The sequence below is a fragment of the Shigella flexneri 2a str. 301 genome (assembly GCF_000006925.2).
Classification (GTDB): Bacteria; Pseudomonadota; Gammaproteobacteria; order Enterobacterales; family Enterobacteriaceae; genus ECMA0423.
The window spans coordinates 2,386,325-2,404,573 of sequence record NC_004337.2; the positions used below are offsets into that span (position 1 = coordinate 2,386,325).

Consider the following 18,249-nt stretch of genomic DNA (forward strand, 5'->3'; position numbering starts at 1 on the left):
CTTTATCAACGGCAATGGAATGGCAGAAATGAGAAGTGAAACGGAGGGTTAATTATTGCTGACGTTGCACCCACTCTTTTAGCGCCTGACGTGAAATTTTAATACCGCCGTTTTTCAGCTCCGGCGGTAAAGTCAGCCAGCGCACCGGTTGTTGAAAACGAGCCAGCTTATCTTTCACCCATTCGCCAAGATCAACGGTTTGCTGGTCATACTCCACCACCGCTACCGGCCGATGACCAAACTCCTTGTCGGCAACGGAAACGATAAACACCTGCAAAACCGCAGGATGTGCAGCAATAACACGCTCGACTTCTTCCGGCTGAATACCCTCACCGCCACTGAAGAACAGATTGTCTAAACGTCCGACAATGGTCAGCTTGCCATTATGCATCTCACCGCGATCGCGCGTAGCGTACCAGCCTTCGTCATTAACCAGTGAAACCAGTTGCCCGTTACGCCAGTAACCTTCTGCCATACTGGCAGCCCGCAGCCACACTTCATTATTAACGATTTTCACTTCCCGACCCGGCAGCGGCAAACCAACGTCTGCCAGGCCGTCGGCTTCTTTCGCACATACCGTGGAGGCAAACTCGGTCAGACCATAGCCGCAAAAGCAACGAATCCCCTGCTCGCGCGCCTGTTCCGTCAACTCGACCGGGATAGCCGCGCCGCCAAGTAACACCGCTTTCAGGGAAACGGAACTGCGGTTAACCAGCAAACGCCAGAGTTGTGTTGGCACCAGTGAAGCGTGAGTACAGCCTGCCAGCATTTGCTCCAATGGCTGTTTATCACGCACCGTCATCCGCGCACCAGCGTATAACCAGCGCCACATAATTCCCTGACCGGAGACGTGAAACAGCGGTAAAGAGAGCAACCAGTCATCGTGATCGCCAAACGGAATCAGCGATAACACACCTTGCGCACTGGCAAGATGGGCCTGATAAGTATGGACAGCGGCTTTCGGCAAACCGGTAGAACCCGAGGTCAACGTCATTGAGCACAGACGCGTCGGCTGCCACGCAGCGGCATGTACGCCTTCAACCAGCTGAATGTGCAGCGACGTTAATGCCGGAAACGTGTTTTCCCCATCCGGCACCAGCGCAAATTGCAGCGTCAGATTGGGCAGCAATTCTTCAAGCAACGGTTGCGGCAGCTGAGGGTTCACGGGCAACACCCGCGCCCCGCATTGCAGTAACGCCAGCCAGGCGAGCAGCGTTTGCGGCGTATTCCACGCCCGCAACATCACGCCGCTGCCCTCAACCACCCCCTGCGCCGCAAAGCCCGTAGCTAACTCATCGACGCGAGCACAAAGCTCGCGCCAGTTGAGTTGCTCGTCATTAAGACGTAAGGCGATGGCTTCTCCCCGCACTTGCCGCCAGTGACGCCACGGCCAGTCAGAGAAGATCATAACAACTGCTCCTGTACATCAGCGTCCACTAACGGCAGTGGGCTCCCCGGCCAGCGACGAACCTGCTGCGCCTGCATCAGATCCAGCGTGTCCAGTCCCGGAATGGTGTCTGGCGTTAACCAGGCAGCAATCCGCGCCAGTTGCGTTAGACCTAAGCTCGACTCAATGGAAGAACTGATCACCGCCGTCAGCCCCAGCGCATGCGCCGCCTGTACCTGCTCGCGTACTTTTTCCAGACTGCCCGTGAGCGTGGGTTTGATAACTACCGCGCGCACGCCCTCTTCAGCCACAAAGGCAAAATCCGGCTCGCGCAGGCTTTCATCCCAGGCAATGGCAATGCCGGTTTCACGGGCAAACGCTCGCGAATCATCGCGGGTTTTGCACGGCTCTTCGAGAAACGCGATGCGGTGGCGATAATCCGGGTTAACATATTTGGCAAACTGCTGACCTTTCAGCGGTGTCCAGGCGCGATTTGCGTCAAGACGCAAATGCAGATCCGGAATTGCCTCCAGCAACAGATTCACCACCATGCCGTCGCGCACCGCTTCGTACAATCCCACTTTGACCTTCGCCACTTTCTCGCCCGGCATATCGGCAAGTTTGAGGATCAGATCGTCCGGATCGCCATTACACAGCGGTGCCGCACGGTAGTTGGCTGCTTGCGGCAACGTATCTGTCAGTTCTGCCAATGCACAGCTTACGCCAAAGGCCACGGAAGGCATCTGCGGTAGCTCGCAATCGCCTGCCAGCCAGTTATTTACCCAGGCAAGCAGCACGCTTTGCGCCTCTTCCCAGTTTTCCTGGCTGAAGCCCGGCAGTGGGGAGATCTCCCCCCACCCTTCGCGCTCGCCCTCACGCAGGCAAACGTACAGCCCGTCGCGGGTTTTTAACCGCCTGTCGCGCAGAACCACCCCCGCGTCCATGGGGATCTGCCAGCGGTATACCTGCGCGCTACGCATTACGGATTCCGTTTAAATTTGCTGAAATCAGGCTGACGTTTCTGGTTGAAAGCGTTGCGACCTTCCTGACCTTCTTCCGTCATGTAGAACAGCATGGTGGCGTTGCCCGCCAGCTCCTGCAGCCCCGCCTGCCCGTCACAGTCGGCGTTCAGCGCAGCTTTCAGGCAGCGCAGCGCCATCGGGCTGTTTTGCAGCATTTCGCGGCACCAACGGACGGTTTCTTTTTCCAGATCCGCCAGCGGTACCACGGTGTTGACAAGGCCCATATCCAGCGCCTGTTTTGCGTCGTACTGACGGCACAGGAACCAGATTTCTCGCGCTTTTTTCTGCCCGACGATACGAGCCATGTAGGAAGCGCCCCAGCCGCCGTCGAAGGAACCGACTTTCGGGCCAGTCTGACCGAAGATGGCATTATCTGCTGCGATAGTCAGGTCGCACATCATGTGCAGAACGTGACCACCGCCGATGGAGTAGCCAGCCACCATCGCGACAACCGGTTTCGGACAGGTACGGATCTGACGCTGGAAGTCCAGCACGTTCAGGTGATGTACGCCGGAATCATCTTTATAGCCGCCGTAATCACCACGCACTTTCTGGTCACCACCGGAGCAGAACGCTTTATCGCCTGCGCCAGTCAGAATGATCACGCCGATATTGTCGTCATAACGCGCATCTGCCAGTGCCTGGATCATCTCTTTTACCGTCAGAGGACGGAAGGCATTGCGCACCTGCGGACGATTAATGGTGATTTTTGCGATACCGTCGGTGGATTTTTCATAACGAATGTCCTCGAAACCTTCGGAGCAGTCGTGCCATTCAACCGGTGCGTAAGGCATTGCTTCATCAGGATAAATCATATTGTGTCCTTTAGTCAGAAACGCAAGATCTGCGCCAGACTTGCGATTACGCCAGCGGGATTTTCCCGATGCGCGTTATGTCCGGCGCGAGGAATGACATGGCAGTCGGCAGCCAGTTCCGCCGCCAGGGCGCGGAATTTGCTGTCACGTTCACCACATAAATAATAAAACGCAAATGTGCGGGCGCTAAGGTTAGCACGTAAATCAGGCTGGACGGCGAGAGAAGTCGCCTCCAGCATGGCGGCAAGGGTTGCGCCATTATTGTTGCTGCGCAGCGCCACCAGCTCCCGGCGTTGATCGTCATTGAGCGAGGCAAAAACAGGCTGTTGATACCAGTCGGCAAATACCGCCGTTAACGGTTCTGTGCGAAAACGCTGCGCCCATTGGCGATCGGAACGCTGACGTTCCGCACGTTGTTCAGCATTTTGCAGCCCCGGATGCCCGCCTTCGACAATAACCCCACAAAGCCCCGCCAGCCCCTGGCAAGCCGCCATCATCGCCACCCGTCCGCCAAGCGAGTACCCCACCAGCCAGAAGTCAAGGATGTTGTAACTAACCAAGGTTTTACGCAGTAAGTCGGTGACATCATCAAATCCATCGACGCTAATCGCCGCCGAACCACCATGACCTAGGAGATCAACATACAACCGTGAGTAGTCGGCAAACGCCTCGCCCACTTCTTGCCATTCGTGGCAATCGCCGGAAAAACCGTGCAAAAACACCAGCCAGGGTAAACCTAGTTTTCCGTGTTTTGCCTGCGCGTGCAGGATCATAAATGGCTTACCTGCGCCAGAAGTTGCTGGAGCGTTTGCGCACCATCGGTGTCGTTAACCACCATTTCAATCACCGTGGTGGTTGGCGTGCGCCAGGCGTCGGCAAATGCCGTTTCAAGTTCCTGCCAGTTTTGCGGATGATGATATTTCAGCTCGAACATCGCGGCGGCGTGCTCAAAATGGACGTTTTGCGGCATCAGATAGAAACGCTCACGCTCGCTTTGCGGCGTTGGCAACAGCGAGAAAATTTGCCCGCCGTTGTTGTTCACCACAATTAATACCAGCGGCGCAGAAACCTGACGCAATAACGCCAGCGCGTTGAGATCGTAAAGCGCGGAGAGATCGCCCACAATCGCCAGCGTCGGTTTGCCGCTTGCCCGCTGAACGCCTGCGGCGGTCGAAAGCAGTCCGTCGATACCGCTGGCCCCTCGGTTGCTGTACACCGGGTAACCTGCCGGAAGTTGCGAAAGCGCATCAATCAGACGTACCACCAGGCTGTTACCAACAAACAATTGCCCCTGTTCAGGCAGATAGTCGCTGATGCGATGCGCCAGTTGCGCTTCGCCAAACGCATCACGGCGGGCAATAACCGCCTGCATTGCCTGTTCCGCCAGGCGCGGGATTTCAACGCACCAGGGCTGGCGTTTTTCTGCCGGATGCAGCTCCAGCCAGTCGGCAATATTGGCAATTAAGCGACGTCCGCGATGGTGTGCCGGATCAAGTCGCCCTTCAATGTCATCAACAATCCAGTACTCTTCTGGTTCACAGCTTGCCTGCCATTGCAGGAGCCGTTTCCCCGTCAGGCTACTTCCCAGTTGCACCACAATTTGCGCCTGCTGCAGCTCGCTGGTCGCTTTGGCATTGCCTAACCAAAGATCGGCACACGGCAGCGGCTGCCCGGTTTGTGACAGCACATCGCCAATCAGCGGCCAGCCAAGAGTTTGCGCCCACAGGGCAACTTTTTTGCCCTCTTCCGCACTCATGCGCCCGGCAACCACCACGCCGCGCTTTTGTCGCCAGAAGAACCAGTCGCGCTGTTTTTCACTTTCCAGACGAGGCGCTTCACGCAGCCACGGTTTGTCGTCCTGCCACCAGTCACCCAGACGCTGTTGCCAGCTAAGCCCGGTATCGTCCATTTCGCCATACAGCGGTTCAGCAAACGGGCAGTTGATATGGACTCCCCCCGCATGAAGCGTACCGAGAGCGTGGTCGATGGTAGAAACCAGCCAACGTGCGGGGATATCCTGGGTCGGGCGCGGCAATGAAATACTGTGCGTGGGGTGAGAGGCGAACATTCCCGGCTGGCGAATTGCCTGATTCGCGCCGCAGTCAATTAGCTCCGGCGGGCGATCGGCGGTTAAGAGAATCAGTTTTTCTCCGGTTAACCCGGCTTCAATCAGTGCCGGATAGAGATTTGCCACCGCCGTGCCGGAGGTCACAATCACCGCCACCGGCTGCTTGCTGACTTTCGCCAGCCCCAGCGCCAGATGCCCCAACCCACGCTCATCGAAATGGGTGTGGTGAATGAATGCGGAATTCTCCGCCGCCGCTAACGTTAACGGTGTAGAACGCGAGCCTGGGGCGATACAGATGTGTCTGACGCCGTGACGCGTTAATGCTTCCAGAATGACCGCCGCCCAGCGTCGGTTAAATGCGCTTACTGACATGAGTTTGTCCGGTATCAATATTGCGGCTAAGTATAAGGAGCTACAAAAATAGATTATTGATATGAATCGGTAATGATGCGACTCATTACTATTCCATTTGTAATAAAGTACGCAGCCCTGCCGCTTTGTTGTCGATTTCCTGCCACTCTTGCTCGGGGTCGGAACCACGGACAATGCCCGCGCCAGCATATAATCGCACGACATTGCCGCTAATTTTTGCTGAGCGCAGGGAAACGCAGAATTCGCTTTGTTGTAATGAGAGATAGCCCGCAGAACCGGCGTACCATTCTCGGGTGAACGGTTCGTGACGGGCGATAAACTGTCGCGCCAGATCGCGCGGTAAGCCAGCAACTGCTGCCGTTGGCTGCAACTGATGTAAACAGATCACATCATCCGCTTTGTTGAGTGAAGTCCAGATACAGCGGCGAAGATGCTGCACTTTACGCAGACGCAGTACCTGCGGCGGTAAAACATCCAGCGTCTGGGTATCGGCCTGTAATCGTTGGCAGATATCTTCCACCACCAGCATGTTCTCGCGCTGGTTTTTATCATCCGCCATCAGCCACTCTCCTAACTGCTGCGCCTGCTTATCATCAGGATGATTTGCTACTGTTCCCGCCAGCGCTTCAGTACGCAGCGCTTTGTCACGCCGCCGCCATAACCGTTCCGGTGAAGAGCCAAGAAAAGCATTTTCGCCATCAAAGGCCATGTAAAAATGGTAGCAATTCAGATTCAGTCGACGACTGGCAGCCATCATCGCCGCCGCGTTGACCGGACTTGCGAAATGCAGGTCAGTTGCCCGAGCGAGCACCACTTTGTCGAGCTCACCTTCGGCGATGGTTTTCGTTGCCAGTTCGATTAATTGCGTCCAGCCCGTTTTGTCCGGCCAGTGTTGTTCTCGCGTGGTGGTTAAATGTAACCCAGGCAAGGGCTTGATACTCACCAGTGTGGCGATAAATTCTTTTGCCTGAATCGCATCGTGCTGAAGGGAGCTTTCGCTGAATAGCGTCAGCCGCAGCGTGGCTTTACCGCCACAGCGTCGCCATTCCAGGCGGGGTAAAAGTAAATTGCCCTGCGACGGGTCAAAAGCATTCAGCCCCCAAATGCGTAAGTCAGCGTGTTCCGGGTGCTGGCGAAGAAAACGTTGTGCCTGGTCCAACGACGTAAAACGGGTAATCGCGCCCAGGACGGCAGCTTCTTCATCACCATTACGTTGTTGCCAGTAGAATTGCGGGTACGTTTGCTGACTGGCCAGCCAGCTCAAGGCATCAAAAGCGTCTTTGAGAGGGAAAGGAATATCGATAACCCGAATGCCGGGTGTCGCCGGAATCTCTTGCGACAAATGGCGCAGTAGATTTTCCAGCGCCGTAGTAAGTGATTGCACGCGGACCTCTCCCTGTTAAAAGCCTCACATTATACGGGGTACTACAAAAAAAATGCAGTACCCCGGTGTAGGGAGGTTTTAACGGCGTGCCAGCAACAGTCCTAGTACCAGCCCGACGGCCGCGCCCACACCAATTCCTTGCCAGGGTTTTTCGTGGACGTAGTCATCAGCACGATAAACAGCCTGCTTCGCCCGATAGTAATAACTGTCTGAAGCCTGGCTAACCCGTTTTTTCACATCATCCAGCGCTTTTTCTGCATGCGCTTTCAGCTCAACATATTTCTGATCGGCGGGATCGCCAGAGGAGCGGAGCACCTCTTCCAGTGTTTCACTAAGCAGCGTCAGGTCGTCATCGATACGTGTATCACCAAACTGATTAGACATTCTCGTTCTCCATTTGCGTAAAACCTGTCACTAACTATAGACAAGAGTTGTTGATTACGCCTGAATTACCTCGCGTGCCATCCCAATGTGTGGGATACCATCTTCTTCATAGACCTCCGTCACAGGGATAAAACCGAAACTCTGGTAGAAGTTTTGCAGATGCGCCTGCGCCCCGAGGTAAACAGGCTTATCAGGCCAGTGATGCGTACATGTTTCGAGTGTTTTACTCATCAGCTGCTGCCCCACTTTTTCACCACGCAACGCTTCACTGACAATCACCCGACCTATAACGACCGGCTCAAGATCATCATCACTTTTCAGAATCCTCGCATACGCCACCAGTTCATCATTTTTCCAACCGAGAATATGGCGATTATCCCCCGTCAAATCATCACCATCGATATCCTGATAAGGGCAATTCTGCTCGACAACAAACACCGCGCAACGCAGTTGTAATAAGGCATAAAGCTGGGAAACCGATAATTCAGAGTGATGCAGATCTTGCCATTCAATCATAATGCTCTCCTTTTAGATGTATGCCTTATACTAGCCGGAATATTTTTTGAAACGTGATGAACTCATGGAATTAATTTTTTTAGGTACTTCAGCCGGTGTGCCAACCCGCACGCGCAATGTCACGGCAATATTGCTTAACCTGCAACATCCGACCCAGAGCGGACTTTGGTTGTTTGACTGCGGTGAAGGCACCCAGCATCAGCTACTGCATACCGCCTTTAACCCTGGAAAACTGGACAAGATTTTTATCAGTCACCTTCATGGCGATCATCTTTTTGGTTTACCCGGCTTGCTGTGCAGTCGTTCTATGTCAGGCATTATCCAACCCTTAACGATTTATGGTCCGCAAGGTATCCGTGAATTTGTGGAAACCGCGCTGCGGATTAGCGGCTCATGGACCGATTATCCGCTGGAAATTGTCGAAATTGGCGCTGGCGAAATTCTCGATGATGGCCTGCGCAAAGTAACCGCTTATCCGCTGGAACACCCACTGGAATGTTATGGCTATCGTATTGAAGAACATGATAAACCGGGTGCATTAAATGCCCAGGCATTAAAAGCTGCTGGCGTGCCGCCTGGCCCACTGTTTCAGGAATTAAAAGCGGGCAAAACAATCACGCTGGAAGATGGAAGGCAGATTAACGGCGCAGATTACTTAGCTGCTCCAGTGCCAGGTAAAGCGCTCGCTATTTTCGGCGATACCGGCCCCTGCGATGCCGCACTTGACCTGGCTAAAGGTGTCGATGTCATGGTGCACGAAGCGACGCTGGATATAACCATGGAAGCCAAAGCCAATAGTCGCGGCCATAGCTCTACACGCCAGGCTGCGACACTAGCCCGTGAGGCTGGAGTCGGCAAGCTAATCATTACCCACGTCAGCTCGCGCTATGATGACAAAGGTTGTCAACACCTGTTACGTGAATGCAGGTCAATTTTCCCGGCGACTGAACTGGCGAATGATTTCACCGTGTTTAACGTTTAACTCTGCTTATTATTAAAAACAGGGTGAAACTTGCCCTGTTATAGCAACCCGCGCTACATATATCCACCCACACAGGCATATTGAGCGATTTTTGATATTTATTCATCTCCTTACGCACTATATTCAGAGCAATAAGTTGCCTCTTTTCATCTTGATTCAGCACAACCTTTGCAACTAAAAGGAGCCCATGATGGTTACAGTTGTCAGCAATTATTGTCAATTATCTCAAACCCAACTCAGTCAGACATTTGCAGAAAAATTTACTGTGACCGAGGAATTACTGCAGTCTTTAAAAAAAACAGCGTTATCCGGAGATGAAGAAAGTATTGAGTTACTGCATAATATTGCGTTAGGTTATGATGAATTTGGAAAAAAAGCTGGGTAATGCTGCCAACTTACTGATTTAGTGCATGATGGTGATTTTAAGGTGCTTGCGTGGCTTCCATTTCCATCAGATGTCCTTCCTGCTCCGCTACTGAAGGCGTGGTGCGTAACGGCAAAAGCACTGCCGGACATCAGCGCTATCTCTGCTCTCATTGCCGTAAAACATGGCAACTACAGTTCACTTACACCGCCTCTCAGCCCGGTACGCACCAGAAAATCATTGATATGGCCATGAATGGCGTCGGATGTCGCGCCAGTGCACGCATTATGGGCGTTGGCCTCAACACGGTTTTACGTCACTTAAAAAACTCAGGCCGCAGTCGGTAACCTCGCGCATACAACCGGGCAGTGATGTGATTGTCTGCGCTGAAATGGACGAACATTGGGGCTACGTCGGTGCTAAATCACGTCAGCGCTGGCTGTTTTACGCGTATGACAGGATACGGAGGACGGTTGTGGCGCACGTCTTCGGGGAACGCACTCTGGCCACACTGGAGCGTCTTCTGAGCCTGCTGTCGGCCTTTGAGGTCGTGGTATGGATGACGGATGGCTGGCCGCTGTATGAATCACGCCTGAAGGGAAAGCTGCACGTTATCAGCAAGCGTTACACTCAGCGCATTGAGCGACATAATCTGAAGCTGAGACAACATCTGGCAAGGCTGGGACGGAAGTCACTGTCGTTCTCAAAATCGGTGGAGCTGCATGACAAGGTCATCGGGCATTATCTGAACATAAAACACTATCAGTAAGTTGGAGTCATTACCAGGGAAAGCAATTCTGACAGCGCCCCCTATACGTTATTAAAAAACTATGCTGACAGATTTAAAAAATATTCAGCAGAAGAGCAGTACGAAATTGATTTTCAACATCGACTGGTAAACAGAAATTGTTATTTAGATAAATATGGCGATGCACGAATCAATGCTTCTTATACACAATTAGAAATAAAACACTCACAACCCAAAAATAGAGCATCCGGCAAAAGAGTGAGTTAACATCATTGTTAATCAATTCGACCAGTCAGTAAATATGCTGACTGGTCGAACATAATTTGCTAAAAAGTCATCACTGACTGATGTCAGTCCCACCATCTGCCAGTTCAATCTACGGGTATTTCCAGCATATCGCGGCACGCGATTGCTGGTCTGTTGATGTAGTGGATTGTAGTTGCTGACTTTTCTTACCCTCAGATTTCTGCCCCACTTGTCAATTCAATCTGCCAATAAATAACATAATTATATTTTTATTCCTCACAGAAATTCCTTTTTAAAAATAGCGAACCCACTGTAAAAAACACTTTTTGTATACCTCTACCAAGCGTAATAAAATAAACGCTCATAATTCATTATAAATAATAATGAAATAACGCCTTTTATTGATAATTTACATATGAAAAAATTTTCCTTTTGTTATATTATTTCTGTTTTCACTCCCTCTGATTATTTTTACCAACCCTGGGTCACTGCATTATCGCCAACGCCCCGACACGTAAGTCCTGAGCAATTAGAAAAAACAGTTCGTTATCTTACACAAACTGTGCATCCACGTAATGCCGGCAATATTGATAATCTGAATAGGTCCGCAGAGTATATAAAAGAGTTCTTTGTCAGTAGCGGTGCCAGAGTTACCGCGCAGGGCGTCCCCGATTGGCTATTACGACTCTGCGCCTGGAAGCCAGAATTACCCTTACCCGGCAATGTCCTGGCTTTATCCCGATCGGGGAGACTTTATTGCTGTGGTCGGCAGAATGCAGGATATCAACGCCGTTCGTCAGGTAAAAGCGGCATTGTTGTCATCCCGGGATTTATCTGTTTATTCTATGAATGCCCCAGGGTTTATTCCCGGTATTGATTTTTCTGATCACCTCAATTATTGGCAACACGATATTCCCGCCGTAATGATTACTGACACCGCTTTTTATCGTAATAAACAATACCACTTGCCCGGTGATACCGCAGACAGATTGAATTATCAGAAAATGGCTCAGGTGGTAGATGGTGTTATAACCTTGTTATACAACAGTAAATAATAAAAATTTCTCGAGGCGGGTCCAGAAACAGCGACATGTACATTTTATTTTCCCTCGTCTGTTTTAAGATGCGAAACATAAAATTCAATGGAGGAAAAATAAATGGGAATGATTGGCTATTTTGCAGAAATTGACTCAGAAAAGATTAACCAACTGCTTGAGTCTACTGAAAAACCTTTGATGGATAATATACATGACACGCTTTCAGGATTACGCCGACTGGAATCACTGGATCGAAGTGAGCTGCGTAAACAGTTTTCCATTAAGCGACTCAATGAAATGGAGATTTATCCGGGAGTGACCTTTTCAGAAGAGTTAGAGGGGCAACTCTTTGCCTCGATCATGCTTGATATGGAAAAGCTGATTAGCGCGTATCGACGTATGCTGCGACAAGGGAATCATGCGCTGACGGTTATTGTTGGGTGATGGTGTCAGAGCGCCAAAAAAAACCGCCGAACATGTCGGCGGCTTTCTGACTTACAAACTAACAGTTTACATCAGCGGCATTGCTAACCGCACAATACTAATCAGCGGTTGTGGCCATACACCCAGCACCAGTACCAACAGTGCAGAAATCAGCACCACGATACCGCCCGCGCTGTACTGCCAGTTTGACGGTGCATCGCGACCCGGTTGTTCCGGTGCGTGCAGGTACAGGCTCACCGCCACGCGCAGGTAGTAGTAGAGGCCGATTGCCGAACCGACAACCACGGCACCCACCAGCCACCACAAGTGTGCCTGGACACCGACCGCCAGCACGTAGAACTTACCGATAAAGCCCAGCGTCATCGGGATACCGGCCAGAGACAGCATCATCACCGTCATCACTGCCGCGAGGATCGGACGATGCCAGAACAGACCGCGGTAAGAGAACAGGGAATCAGCATCCGGGCCACGATACGGGCTGGACATCAGGCTGACCACGCCGAACGCGCCGAGGCTGCTGAACAGATAACCGGCCAGGTAAACCCCTACCGCTTCCATCGACATCTCGCCGGTTTGCAGCGCAATCAGCGCCACCAGCAGATAGCCGAGGTGAGAGATAGATGAGTAACCGAGCAGACGTTTGATGTTGGTCTGGCTCAACGCCATCAGGTTACCGAAGATGATGGAGGCAAAGGCGATAATCGCCAGTACTACGCGAATCGCTTCGCTGTCACCCACCGGTGCGTAGAGGAACAGACGCATCACCACACCGAAGATAGCGATTTTGCTCGCCGTCGCCAGGAAAGTGGAAACCGGCGCAGGCGCGCCCTGGTATACGTCTGGCGTCCACAGGTGGAACGGCACCAGAGAGAGTTTGAAGCCGAGGCCAACAATCATCATGCCGAAACCTGCCAGCAACAGCGGCTCGTTGAGCATACCGTCGCCGAGGTTTTTACCCAGCGCGACAAACGACAGGTCGCCAGACTGCGCATACACCAGCGCCATACCGAACAGCAGGAAAGAAGACGCTGCGGCAGAAAGGATGGTGTATTTGATACTGGCTTCCAGCGAACGTTTCTGGCGGAAAGCGTAACCGACCAGGCCAAACAGCGGCAAAGAGATCAGTTCAATACCGAGGAACAGAGACGCCAGATGGTTTGCATTCGCCAGCAGGATCCCGCCCAGCGCGGCAATTAACACCAACAGGTAGAACTCATCCTTGTTGTCGTTATAGCCTTCAAGCCACGGGTAGGCGAAAGTACAGGTGGCGAGGCTCGCCAACAATACCAGCCCGGTGTAAAGCATGGCGAAACCATCAACGCGCATCAGCGGCGTAACGTCCATAGCGCCCGCCTGGCCAACAAACCAGAGCGAAACCAGCGCCGCGTTAAGCCCAATAACCGAGAGCGTAGCGTTGAGGAAATGATTGCGTCGCCACGCAATGGAGAGCATCACAACCACCACCGTCAAGCCGACGATCAGCAACGGTAGCAGTGCGATCAGGTTTTGTGGAGTTATTGTCATGGCGATTTACGGCCTTGTAGTAGTAACGGAATTAACAAACCACTGCTGGATATTGCCAATCGCGGAGTGCGAGGTATCCAGAATCGGCTGCGGATAGAAGCCCAGCAGTACCAGCAGCACCACCAGCAACAGGATCATAAACAGCTCACGCAGCGACATCCCTGGCAGTTCCTGGCTGGCAATCTGGCTTTTCGCTTTACCGAAGTAAGCGCGATGCAACATCGCCAGCGAATAAACAGATGCAAAGACCAGCCCAAAGGTAGAGATAACGGTAATCACCGGGACAACCTGGAAGCTGCCGAACAGAATCATAAATTCGCCGACGAAGTTACCGGTGCCAGGCATCCCAAGCGTTGCCACCGCAAAGAACAGCGACAGTGCTGGCAGCCATTTCATCTTGCTCCACAGACCGCCCATCATGCGCATGTCGCGGGTATGGATACGTTCATAAAGCTGACCGCAGAGAATAAACAGACCCGCCGCCGACAAGCCGTGCGCAATCATCTGGATTACCGCGCCCTGGTAGGCCAACTGGCTGCCGGTGTAGATTGCAATCAGCACGAAGCCCATGTGGGAAACCGAGGTGTAGGCGATCAGACGTTTGATATCGGTCTGAGCGAAGGTCATCCACGCACCGTAGAAGATGCCGATAACACCCAGCCACATAGCGATTGGCGCGAACTCTGCCGACGCGTTCGGGAACAGCGGCAGGGAGAAACGCAACAAACCGTAAGCGGCGGTTTTCAGCAAGATCCCCGCGAGGTCCACGGAACCGGCGGTCGGAGCCTGGGAGTGCGCATCCGGCAGCCAGCCATGCAGCGGAACCACCGGCATTTTGACTGCGAAGGCGATGAAGAAGCCCAGCATCAACAGATATTCCACACCACTGGACATTGGCGTATTCAGCAGCTCTTCATAGTTGAAGGTCCAGACGCCGGTCGCATTGTAGTGAACAAAAACCAGCGCCAGGATGGCGATCAACATCACCAGACCACTCGCCTGGGTGTAAATGAAGAACTTGGTTGCCGCCGTGATACGCGTTTTACCGTCAGAGGCTTTATGCCCCCACAGTGCGATCAGGAAGTACATCGGCACCAGCATCATTTCCCAGAAGAAGAAGAACAGGAACATGTCGATGGCAAGGAACACGCCGATAACGCCGCCCAGGATCCACATCAGGTTGAGGTGGAAGAAGCCCTGATATTTTTCGATCTCTTTCCACGAACATAGTACCGCCAGCACACCGAGCAGACCGGTCAGCACGACCATCAGCAGCGACAGACCGTCAATGGCGAGATGAATAGAGATACCAAAACGCGGGATCCACGGCATGTCGAATTCAGACTGCCACTGCGGAATTCCGGCGGATTGCGTCAGTGAATAACCGCCCTGCAACCACAGTTGCAGCGACAGCGCCAGCGTCAATCCCATGGTGATCAGCGCGATCCAGCGTGGCACCTTGACGCCAAAGCGTTCGGTCTGCCAGCACAGGAAGCCGCCAATAAAGGGAATTAATATTAGCCAGGGTAGTAACATGGCGATCTTTATTCCTTGTAAAAGTCCCGTCAGGACCGGATTTTCAACGAATTCTCACGACAGAAAATTCTCTTCGGACTGGGGGTAGTGTCGGATGCGCCGCGAAGGCAGCTTATCCGACCTACGTTCTTATATGCCCAGGGGCAATCCCACAATCCTTAACTCAACGCAGTACCATCAACAGTGCCAGCACCACGACCGCACCGATGCTCATGGATGCCACATACCAGCGCAGATAACCGTTCTCGCTTAACAGCAGACCTTTACCTGCAAAGCGGGAAAGAACCGCCGGGATGTTCATCATTGAGTTCAGCGGATCGCGTTTCAGCAACCAGGCAATACCCAGGAACGGCTTGACGAACACTTTGTCGTACAGCCAGTCAAAGCCCCAAGCGTTGTACCACCAGGTACTCAGCAGGCGGCCCGGCGCACTGTTGGCGATGGAGGTCACCAGAGAACGTTTACCCAGCCACAGCCAGGCTGCCAGCAGAATGCCGACCACCGCGACCACGCCAGAGGTAATTTCCAGGGTCAACATGCTGCCGTGCGCCAGTTCCGTCGTTTGCGGAAGCACGCCCTGCAGCGGCGGTACAATCAGTGCGCCAACGAAGGTGGAAAGGATCAGCAGCACAATCAGCGGCAGGCTGTGAGTTACCCCTTTCACGGCGTGAGCGTGAATTTGTTCTTTTCCGTGGAAGACGATGAAAATCATACGGAAGGTGTAGAGCGAGGTCATAAACGCACCGACCAGACCTGCCACCATCAGATTGATATGACCATTCGCCATCGCACCCGCGAGGATCTCATCCTTACTGAAGAAGCCCGCAGTGACCAGCGGCAGTGCCGACAGTGCTGCGCCGCCCACCAGGAAGCAGAGATAAACCAGCGGAATAGATTTACGCAGACCGCCCATCTTGAAGATGTTCTGTTCGTGATGGCAGGCCAGAATGACGGAACCGGATGCCAGGAACAGCAGCGCTTTAAAGAACGCGTGAGTCATCAAGTGGAAAATCGCCGCATCCCATGCCTGCACGCCAAGCGCGAGGAACATGTAGCCAATCTGGCTCATGGTAGAGTAAGCGAGAACACGTTTGATGTCGGTCTGTACCAGCGCGGCAAAACCGGCCAGCAGCAGCGTAACCGCCCCGACAATACCCACCAGATGCAGAACTTCCGGCGTCATCAGGAACAGGCCGTGGGTACGGGCGATCAGGTAGACACCCGCGGTTACCATCGTTGCGGCGTGGATCAGCGCGGAGACAGGCGTCGGGCCCGCCATCGCGTCAGCAAGCCATGTCTGCAACGGCAACTGCGCAGATTTACCGACCGCACCGCCCAGCAGCATCAGCGTCGCCCACATCAGCATGTTATTGCCGTCAGCAAAGTGCGCTGGTGCCAGTTCCACCATATCGCGGAAGTTCAGGGTGCCCAGTTCGTTGTAAAGAATGAACAGTGCGAAAGCGAGGAAAACGTCACCCACACGGGTCACGACGAACGCTTTCATTGCTGCTGCGCCATTCTTCGGATCGGTGTAATAGAAACCGATCAGCAGATAGGAGCACAGGCCCACGCCTTCCCAGCCGAGGTACATCAGCAGCAGGTTATCGGCGAGAACCAGAACTACCATGCTGGCGATGAACAGGTTGGTGTAGGCGAAGAAGCGAGAGTAGCCCTCTTCACCGCGCATGTACCAGGAGGCGTACATGTGAATAAGGAAACCCACACCAGTGACCACCGAGAGCATGGTCAGCGACAGGCCGTCCAGCACCAGGTTAAAACCGATGTTAAAGTCGCCTACCGACATCCACGTCCACAGCGGCTGGCTGTATGCCTGCTCGCCGTTAGCGAAGAAATCAACGCCGATAAAGGCGGTTACCAGCGCCGCCAGGCCCACAGAGCCAACGCCGACGATCGCCGAAACGTTTTCAGACCAGCGCCCACGGGAGAACGCCAGCAGGACGAAGCCAATCAATGGCAAAATAATGGTTAAGGCAAGCATGTTCATCCGCGCATCTCACTTACTGAATCGATGTTCAGGTTCTGGCGACGACGGTGAAGTTGCAGCAGCAGCGCAAGGCCGATACTCGCTTCTGCCGCCGCGAGGCTGATGGCGAGAATGTACATCACCTGACCGTCGGTCTGACCCCAGTAGCTTCCGGCGACCACAAAGGCCAGCGCGGAGGCGTTAATCATGATTTCCAGACCAATCAGCATAAACAGCAGATTGCGACGGATAACCAGACCGGTTAAGCCAAGAACGAATAAGATTGCCGCGAGGATCAGTCCATGTTGTAAGGGGATCATGCGTGCTCCTCCGTTTTTCTTTTCGCGCTGTCGTCTTTACGATTGCTCAGCACTTCACCCGCACGCTCTTCACGACCGACGTGGAAGGCCACAACCAGACCCGCGAGCAGCAGCATAGAAGCCAGTTCCACCGCCAGTACGTAAGGCCCGAACAGCGTAATACCCACTGCTTTAGCACTGATTGGCGTACCGTCGATACCCTGATCGTTAACACCGAGGATGGCGTAAACAATCACCACCAGCATGATGGCCGACAAAATTGCCGGGCCAATCCACACCTGCGGTTTCAGCCACTGGCGTTCCTGTTCGATTTCTGAACCGCCCAGGTTGAGCATCATCACCACGAACACGAACAGCACCATAATGGCACCCGCGTAGACGATAATTTCCAGCGCACCGGCGAAGTAAGCGCCTAGTGAGAAGAACACCCCGGAAATCGCCAGCAGCGAAATAATCAGGTACAGCAGTGCGTGTACCGGATTGGTATGGGTGATCACTCGCAAGGTCGCAAGTATGGCTATCAGGCCACAGATATAAAAAGCGAACTCCATTGCCCCTCTCCTTACGGTAACAGGCTCTTGACGTCGATAGGCTTGGCTTCGTTCTCTGCTTCGCCCTTATCTTTGCCGTCGATTGCCATACCTGCCATCCGGTAGAAGTTATATTCCGGGTATTTGCCCGGACCGGAGATCAGCAGATCCTCTTTCTCGTAAACCAGATCCTGGCGCTTGTATTCCCCCATTTCGAAATCCGGGGTTAACTGAATCGCCGTGGTCGGACAGGCTTCTTCGCACAGACCACAGAAAATGCAGCGTGAGAAGTTAATGCGGAAAAATTCCGGATACCAGCGACCGTCTTTGGTTTCTGCTTTTTGCAGCGAGATACAGCCGACCGGGCAGGCTACCGCACAGAGGTTACAGGCTACGCAACGCTCTTCGCCGTCCGGGTCGCGGGTCAGAACGATACGACCACGATAACGGGGCGGCAGATAGACCGGCTCTTCCGGGTACATTCGCGTTTCGCGTTTGGCGAACGCGTGCAGGCCGATCATCCAGATACTACGAACCTGGGTGCCGAAACCTACTAACAATTCTTTTAAGGTCATGGTCTTATTGC

Annotated in this window: 18 protein-coding genes, 1 pseudogene and 2 other annotated features; of the genes and pseudogenes, 5 read left to right on the top strand and 14 right to left on the bottom strand. The window is 53.2% G+C overall.

The window, feature by feature from the left end; genetic code table 11:
* Nucleotides 1-52: 52 nt before the first annotated feature.
* The 8 genes from menE to elaA all read right to left on the bottom strand — a co-directional run bounded on the left by menE (nt 53) and on the right by elaA (nt 7,948).
* Complete coding sequence (gene menE / locus SF2339) at nt 53-1,408, bottom strand: 2-succinylbenzoate-CoA ligase (protein ID NP_708146.1); 1,356 nt, start codon at nt 1,406-1,408, stop codon at nt 53-55.
* Nucleotides 1,405-2,367, bottom strand: coding sequence for an O-succinylbenzoate synthase (gene menC / locus SF2340; protein ID NP_708147.1), 963 nt, complete (start codon nt 2,365-2,367; stop codon nt 1,405-1,407). The genes menE and menC overlap by 4 nt, the downstream gene beginning before the upstream one ends.
* Nucleotides 2,367-3,224 (bottom strand): 1,4-dihydroxy-2-naphthoyl-CoA synthase, encoded by an 858-nt coding sequence (gene menB / locus SF2341; RefSeq protein NP_708148.1) that lies wholly within the window; start codon nt 3,222-3,224, stop codon nt 2,367-2,369. The genes menC and menB overlap by 1 nt, the downstream gene beginning before the upstream one ends.
* Before the next feature lie 14 nt (nt 3,225-3,238).
* Nucleotides 3,239-3,997, bottom strand: a complete 759-nt coding sequence (yfbB, locus tag SF2342; RefSeq protein NP_708149.1) for a 2-succinyl-6-hydroxy-2,4-cyclohexadiene-1-carboxylate synthase — start codon at nt 3,995-3,997, stop codon at nt 3,239-3,241.
* Nucleotides 3,994-5,664: a 2-succinyl-5-enolpyruvyl-6-hydroxy-3-cyclohexene-1-carboxylate synthase gene (menD, locus tag SF2343; protein ID NP_708150.2), complete on the bottom strand. Its 1,671-nt coding sequence runs from the start codon at nt 5,662-5,664 to the stop codon at nt 3,994-3,996. The genes yfbB and menD overlap by 4 nt, the downstream gene beginning before the upstream one ends.
* A gap of 88 nt (nt 5,665-5,752) precedes the next feature.
* The gene (gene menF, locus SF2344; protein NP_708151.4) at nt 5,753-6,823 is read right to left on the bottom strand and encodes an isochorismate hydroxymutase 2; all 1,071 of its coding nucleotides are present in this window, start codon (nt 6,821-6,823) and stop codon (nt 5,753-5,755) included.
* A gap of 303 nt (nt 6,824-7,126) precedes the next feature.
* A complete protein-coding gene (gene elaB / locus SF2345) occupies nt 7,127-7,432 on the bottom strand; it encodes a hypothetical protein (RefSeq protein ID NP_708152.1) in 306 nt (101 codons plus the stop codon).
* Nucleotides 7,433-7,486: 54 nt separating this feature from the next.
* The gene (gene elaA / locus SF2346) at nt 7,487-7,948 is read right to left on the bottom strand and encodes an acyltransferase (protein ID NP_708153.1); all 462 of its coding nucleotides are present in this window, start codon (nt 7,946-7,948) and stop codon (nt 7,487-7,489) included.
* A gap of 46 nt (nt 7,949-7,994) precedes the next feature.
* Between elaA and elaC the strand changes: the two genes are divergently transcribed.
* The 5 genes and pseudogenes from elaC to yfbM all read left to right on the top strand — a co-directional run bounded on the left by elaC (nt 7,995) and on the right by yfbM (nt 11,769).
* Nucleotides 7,995-8,930: a hypothetical protein gene (elaC, locus tag SF2347; protein NP_708154.3), complete on the top strand. Its 936-nt coding sequence runs from the start codon at nt 7,995-7,997 to the stop codon at nt 8,928-8,930.
* 380 nt (nt 8,931-9,310) lie between these two features.
* Nucleotides 9,311-10,078: a mobile genetic element, on the top strand.
* The gene (gene insA, locus SF2348; RefSeq protein ID NP_708155.1) at nt 9,366-9,641 is read left to right on the top strand and encodes an insertion element IS1 protein InsA; all 276 of its coding nucleotides are present in this window, start codon (nt 9,366-9,368) and stop codon (nt 9,639-9,641) included. It overlaps the preceding feature by 276 nt.
* On the top strand, nt 9,668-10,063 hold the full coding sequence (gene insB, locus SF2349) for an insertion element IS1 protein InsB (RefSeq protein ID NP_708156.1): 396 nt from the start codon (nt 9,668-9,670) through the stop codon (nt 10,061-10,063). It lies within the feature at nt 9,311-10,078.
* Before the next feature lie 625 nt (nt 10,079-10,703).
* Nucleotides 10,704-11,343, top strand: a sequence feature (Similar to Escherichia coli K12 aminopeptidase gi: 1788607 (326 aa). BLAST with identity of 96% in 213 aa. This CDS contains deletion. The sequence has been checked and is believed to be correct.).
* Nucleotides 10,704-11,343 (top strand): annotated as a pseudogene (yfbL, locus tag SF2350). (Overlaps the previous feature by 640 nt.)
* A 102-nt stretch (nt 11,344-11,445) precedes the next feature.
* Nucleotides 11,446-11,769, top strand: a complete 324-nt coding sequence (yfbM, locus tag SF2351) for a hypothetical protein (protein NP_708157.1) — start codon at nt 11,446-11,448, stop codon at nt 11,767-11,769.
* Between the two features lie 66 nt (nt 11,770-11,835).
* Here yfbM and nuoN read toward each other — a convergent pair whose 3' ends face one another.
* The 6 genes from nuoN to nuoI form a co-directional block, all read right to left on the bottom strand.
* A complete protein-coding gene (gene nuoN, locus SF2352) occupies nt 11,836-13,113 on the bottom strand; it encodes an NADH dehydrogenase I subunit N (protein ID NP_708158.4) in 1,278 nt (425 codons plus the stop codon).
* Between the two features lie 186 nt (nt 13,114-13,299).
* Nucleotides 13,300-14,829 carry an NADH:ubiquinone oxidoreductase subunit M gene (gene nuoM, locus SF2353; protein ID NP_708159.1) on the bottom strand — a complete coding sequence of 510 codons (1,530 nt, stop codon included), beginning with the start codon at nt 14,827-14,829 and terminating at the stop codon, nt 13,300-13,302.
* Nucleotides 14,830-14,992: 163 nt separating this feature from the next.
* The gene (gene nuoL / locus SF2354; protein NP_708160.1) at nt 14,993-16,834 is read right to left on the bottom strand and encodes an NADH:ubiquinone oxidoreductase subunit L; all 1,842 of its coding nucleotides are present in this window, start codon (nt 16,832-16,834) and stop codon (nt 14,993-14,995) included.
* Nucleotides 16,831-17,133 carry an NADH:ubiquinone oxidoreductase subunit K gene (gene nuoK, locus SF2355; protein NP_708161.1) on the bottom strand — a complete coding sequence of 101 codons (303 nt, stop codon included), beginning with the start codon at nt 17,131-17,133 and terminating at the stop codon, nt 16,831-16,833. Before nuoK ends, nuoL begins: the two co-directional genes overlap by 4 nt.
* Entirely contained in the window at nt 17,130-17,684 is a 555-nt protein-coding gene (nuoJ, locus tag SF2356) for an NADH:ubiquinone oxidoreductase subunit J (RefSeq protein NP_708162.1), read from the bottom strand. The genes nuoK and nuoJ overlap by 4 nt, the downstream gene beginning before the upstream one ends.
* Nucleotides 17,685-17,695: 11 nt before the next feature.
* Complete coding sequence (gene nuoI, locus SF2357) at nt 17,696-18,238, bottom strand: NADH dehydrogenase subunit I (RefSeq protein ID NP_708163.1); 543 nt, start codon at nt 18,236-18,238, stop codon at nt 17,696-17,698.
* Nucleotides 18,239-18,249 lie beyond the last annotated feature (11 nt).

Excerpts from the sequence above, each read along its gene's own strand:
- menD (NP_708150.2), bottom strand. The coding sequence starts at position 5,664 with ATGTCAGTAAGCGCATTTAACCGACGCTGGGCGGCGGTCATTCTGGAA.
- nuoK (NP_708161.1), bottom strand. The coding sequence starts at position 17,133 with ATGATCCCCTTACAACATGGACTGATCCTCGCGGCAATCTTATTCGTT.
- elaA (NP_708153.1), bottom strand. The coding sequence starts at position 7,948 with ATGATTGAATGGCAAGATCTGCATCACTCTGAATTATCGGTTTCCCAG.
- nuoN (NP_708158.4), bottom strand. The coding sequence starts at position 13,113 with ATGGACGTTACGCCGCTGATGCGCGTTGATGGTTTCGCCATGCTTTAC.
- menB (NP_708148.1), bottom strand. The coding sequence starts at position 3,224 with ATGATTTATCCTGATGAAGCAATGCCTTACGCACCGGTTGAATGGCAC.
- nuoL (NP_708160.1), bottom strand. The coding sequence starts at position 16,834 with ATGAACATGCTTGCCTTAACCATTATTTTGCCATTGATTGGCTTCGTC.
- nuoI (NP_708163.1), bottom strand. The coding sequence starts at position 18,238 with ATGACCTTAAAAGAATTGTTAGTAGGTTTCGGCACCCAGGTTCGTAGT.
- menC (NP_708147.1), bottom strand. The coding sequence starts at position 2,367 with ATGCGTAGCGCGCAGGTATACCGCTGGCAGATCCCCATGGACGCGGGG.
- elaB (NP_708152.1), bottom strand. The coding sequence starts at position 7,432 with ATGTCTAATCAGTTTGGTGATACACGTATCGATGACGACCTGACGCTG.
- yfbM (NP_708157.1), top strand. The coding sequence starts at position 11,446 with ATGGGAATGATTGGCTATTTTGCAGAAATTGACTCAGAAAAGATTAAC.
- yfbB (NP_708149.1), bottom strand. The coding sequence starts at position 3,997 with ATGATCCTGCACGCGCAGGCAAAACACGGAAAACTAGGTTTACCCTGG.
- menE (NP_708146.1), bottom strand. The coding sequence starts at position 1,408 with ATGATCTTCTCTGACTGGCCGTGGCGTCACTGGCGGCAAGTGCGGGGA.
- nuoJ (NP_708162.1), bottom strand. The coding sequence starts at position 17,684 with ATGGAGTTCGCTTTTTATATCTGTGGCCTGATAGCCATACTTGCGACC.
- nuoM (NP_708159.1), bottom strand. The coding sequence starts at position 14,829 with ATGTTACTACCCTGGCTAATATTAATTCCCTTTATTGGCGGCTTCCTG.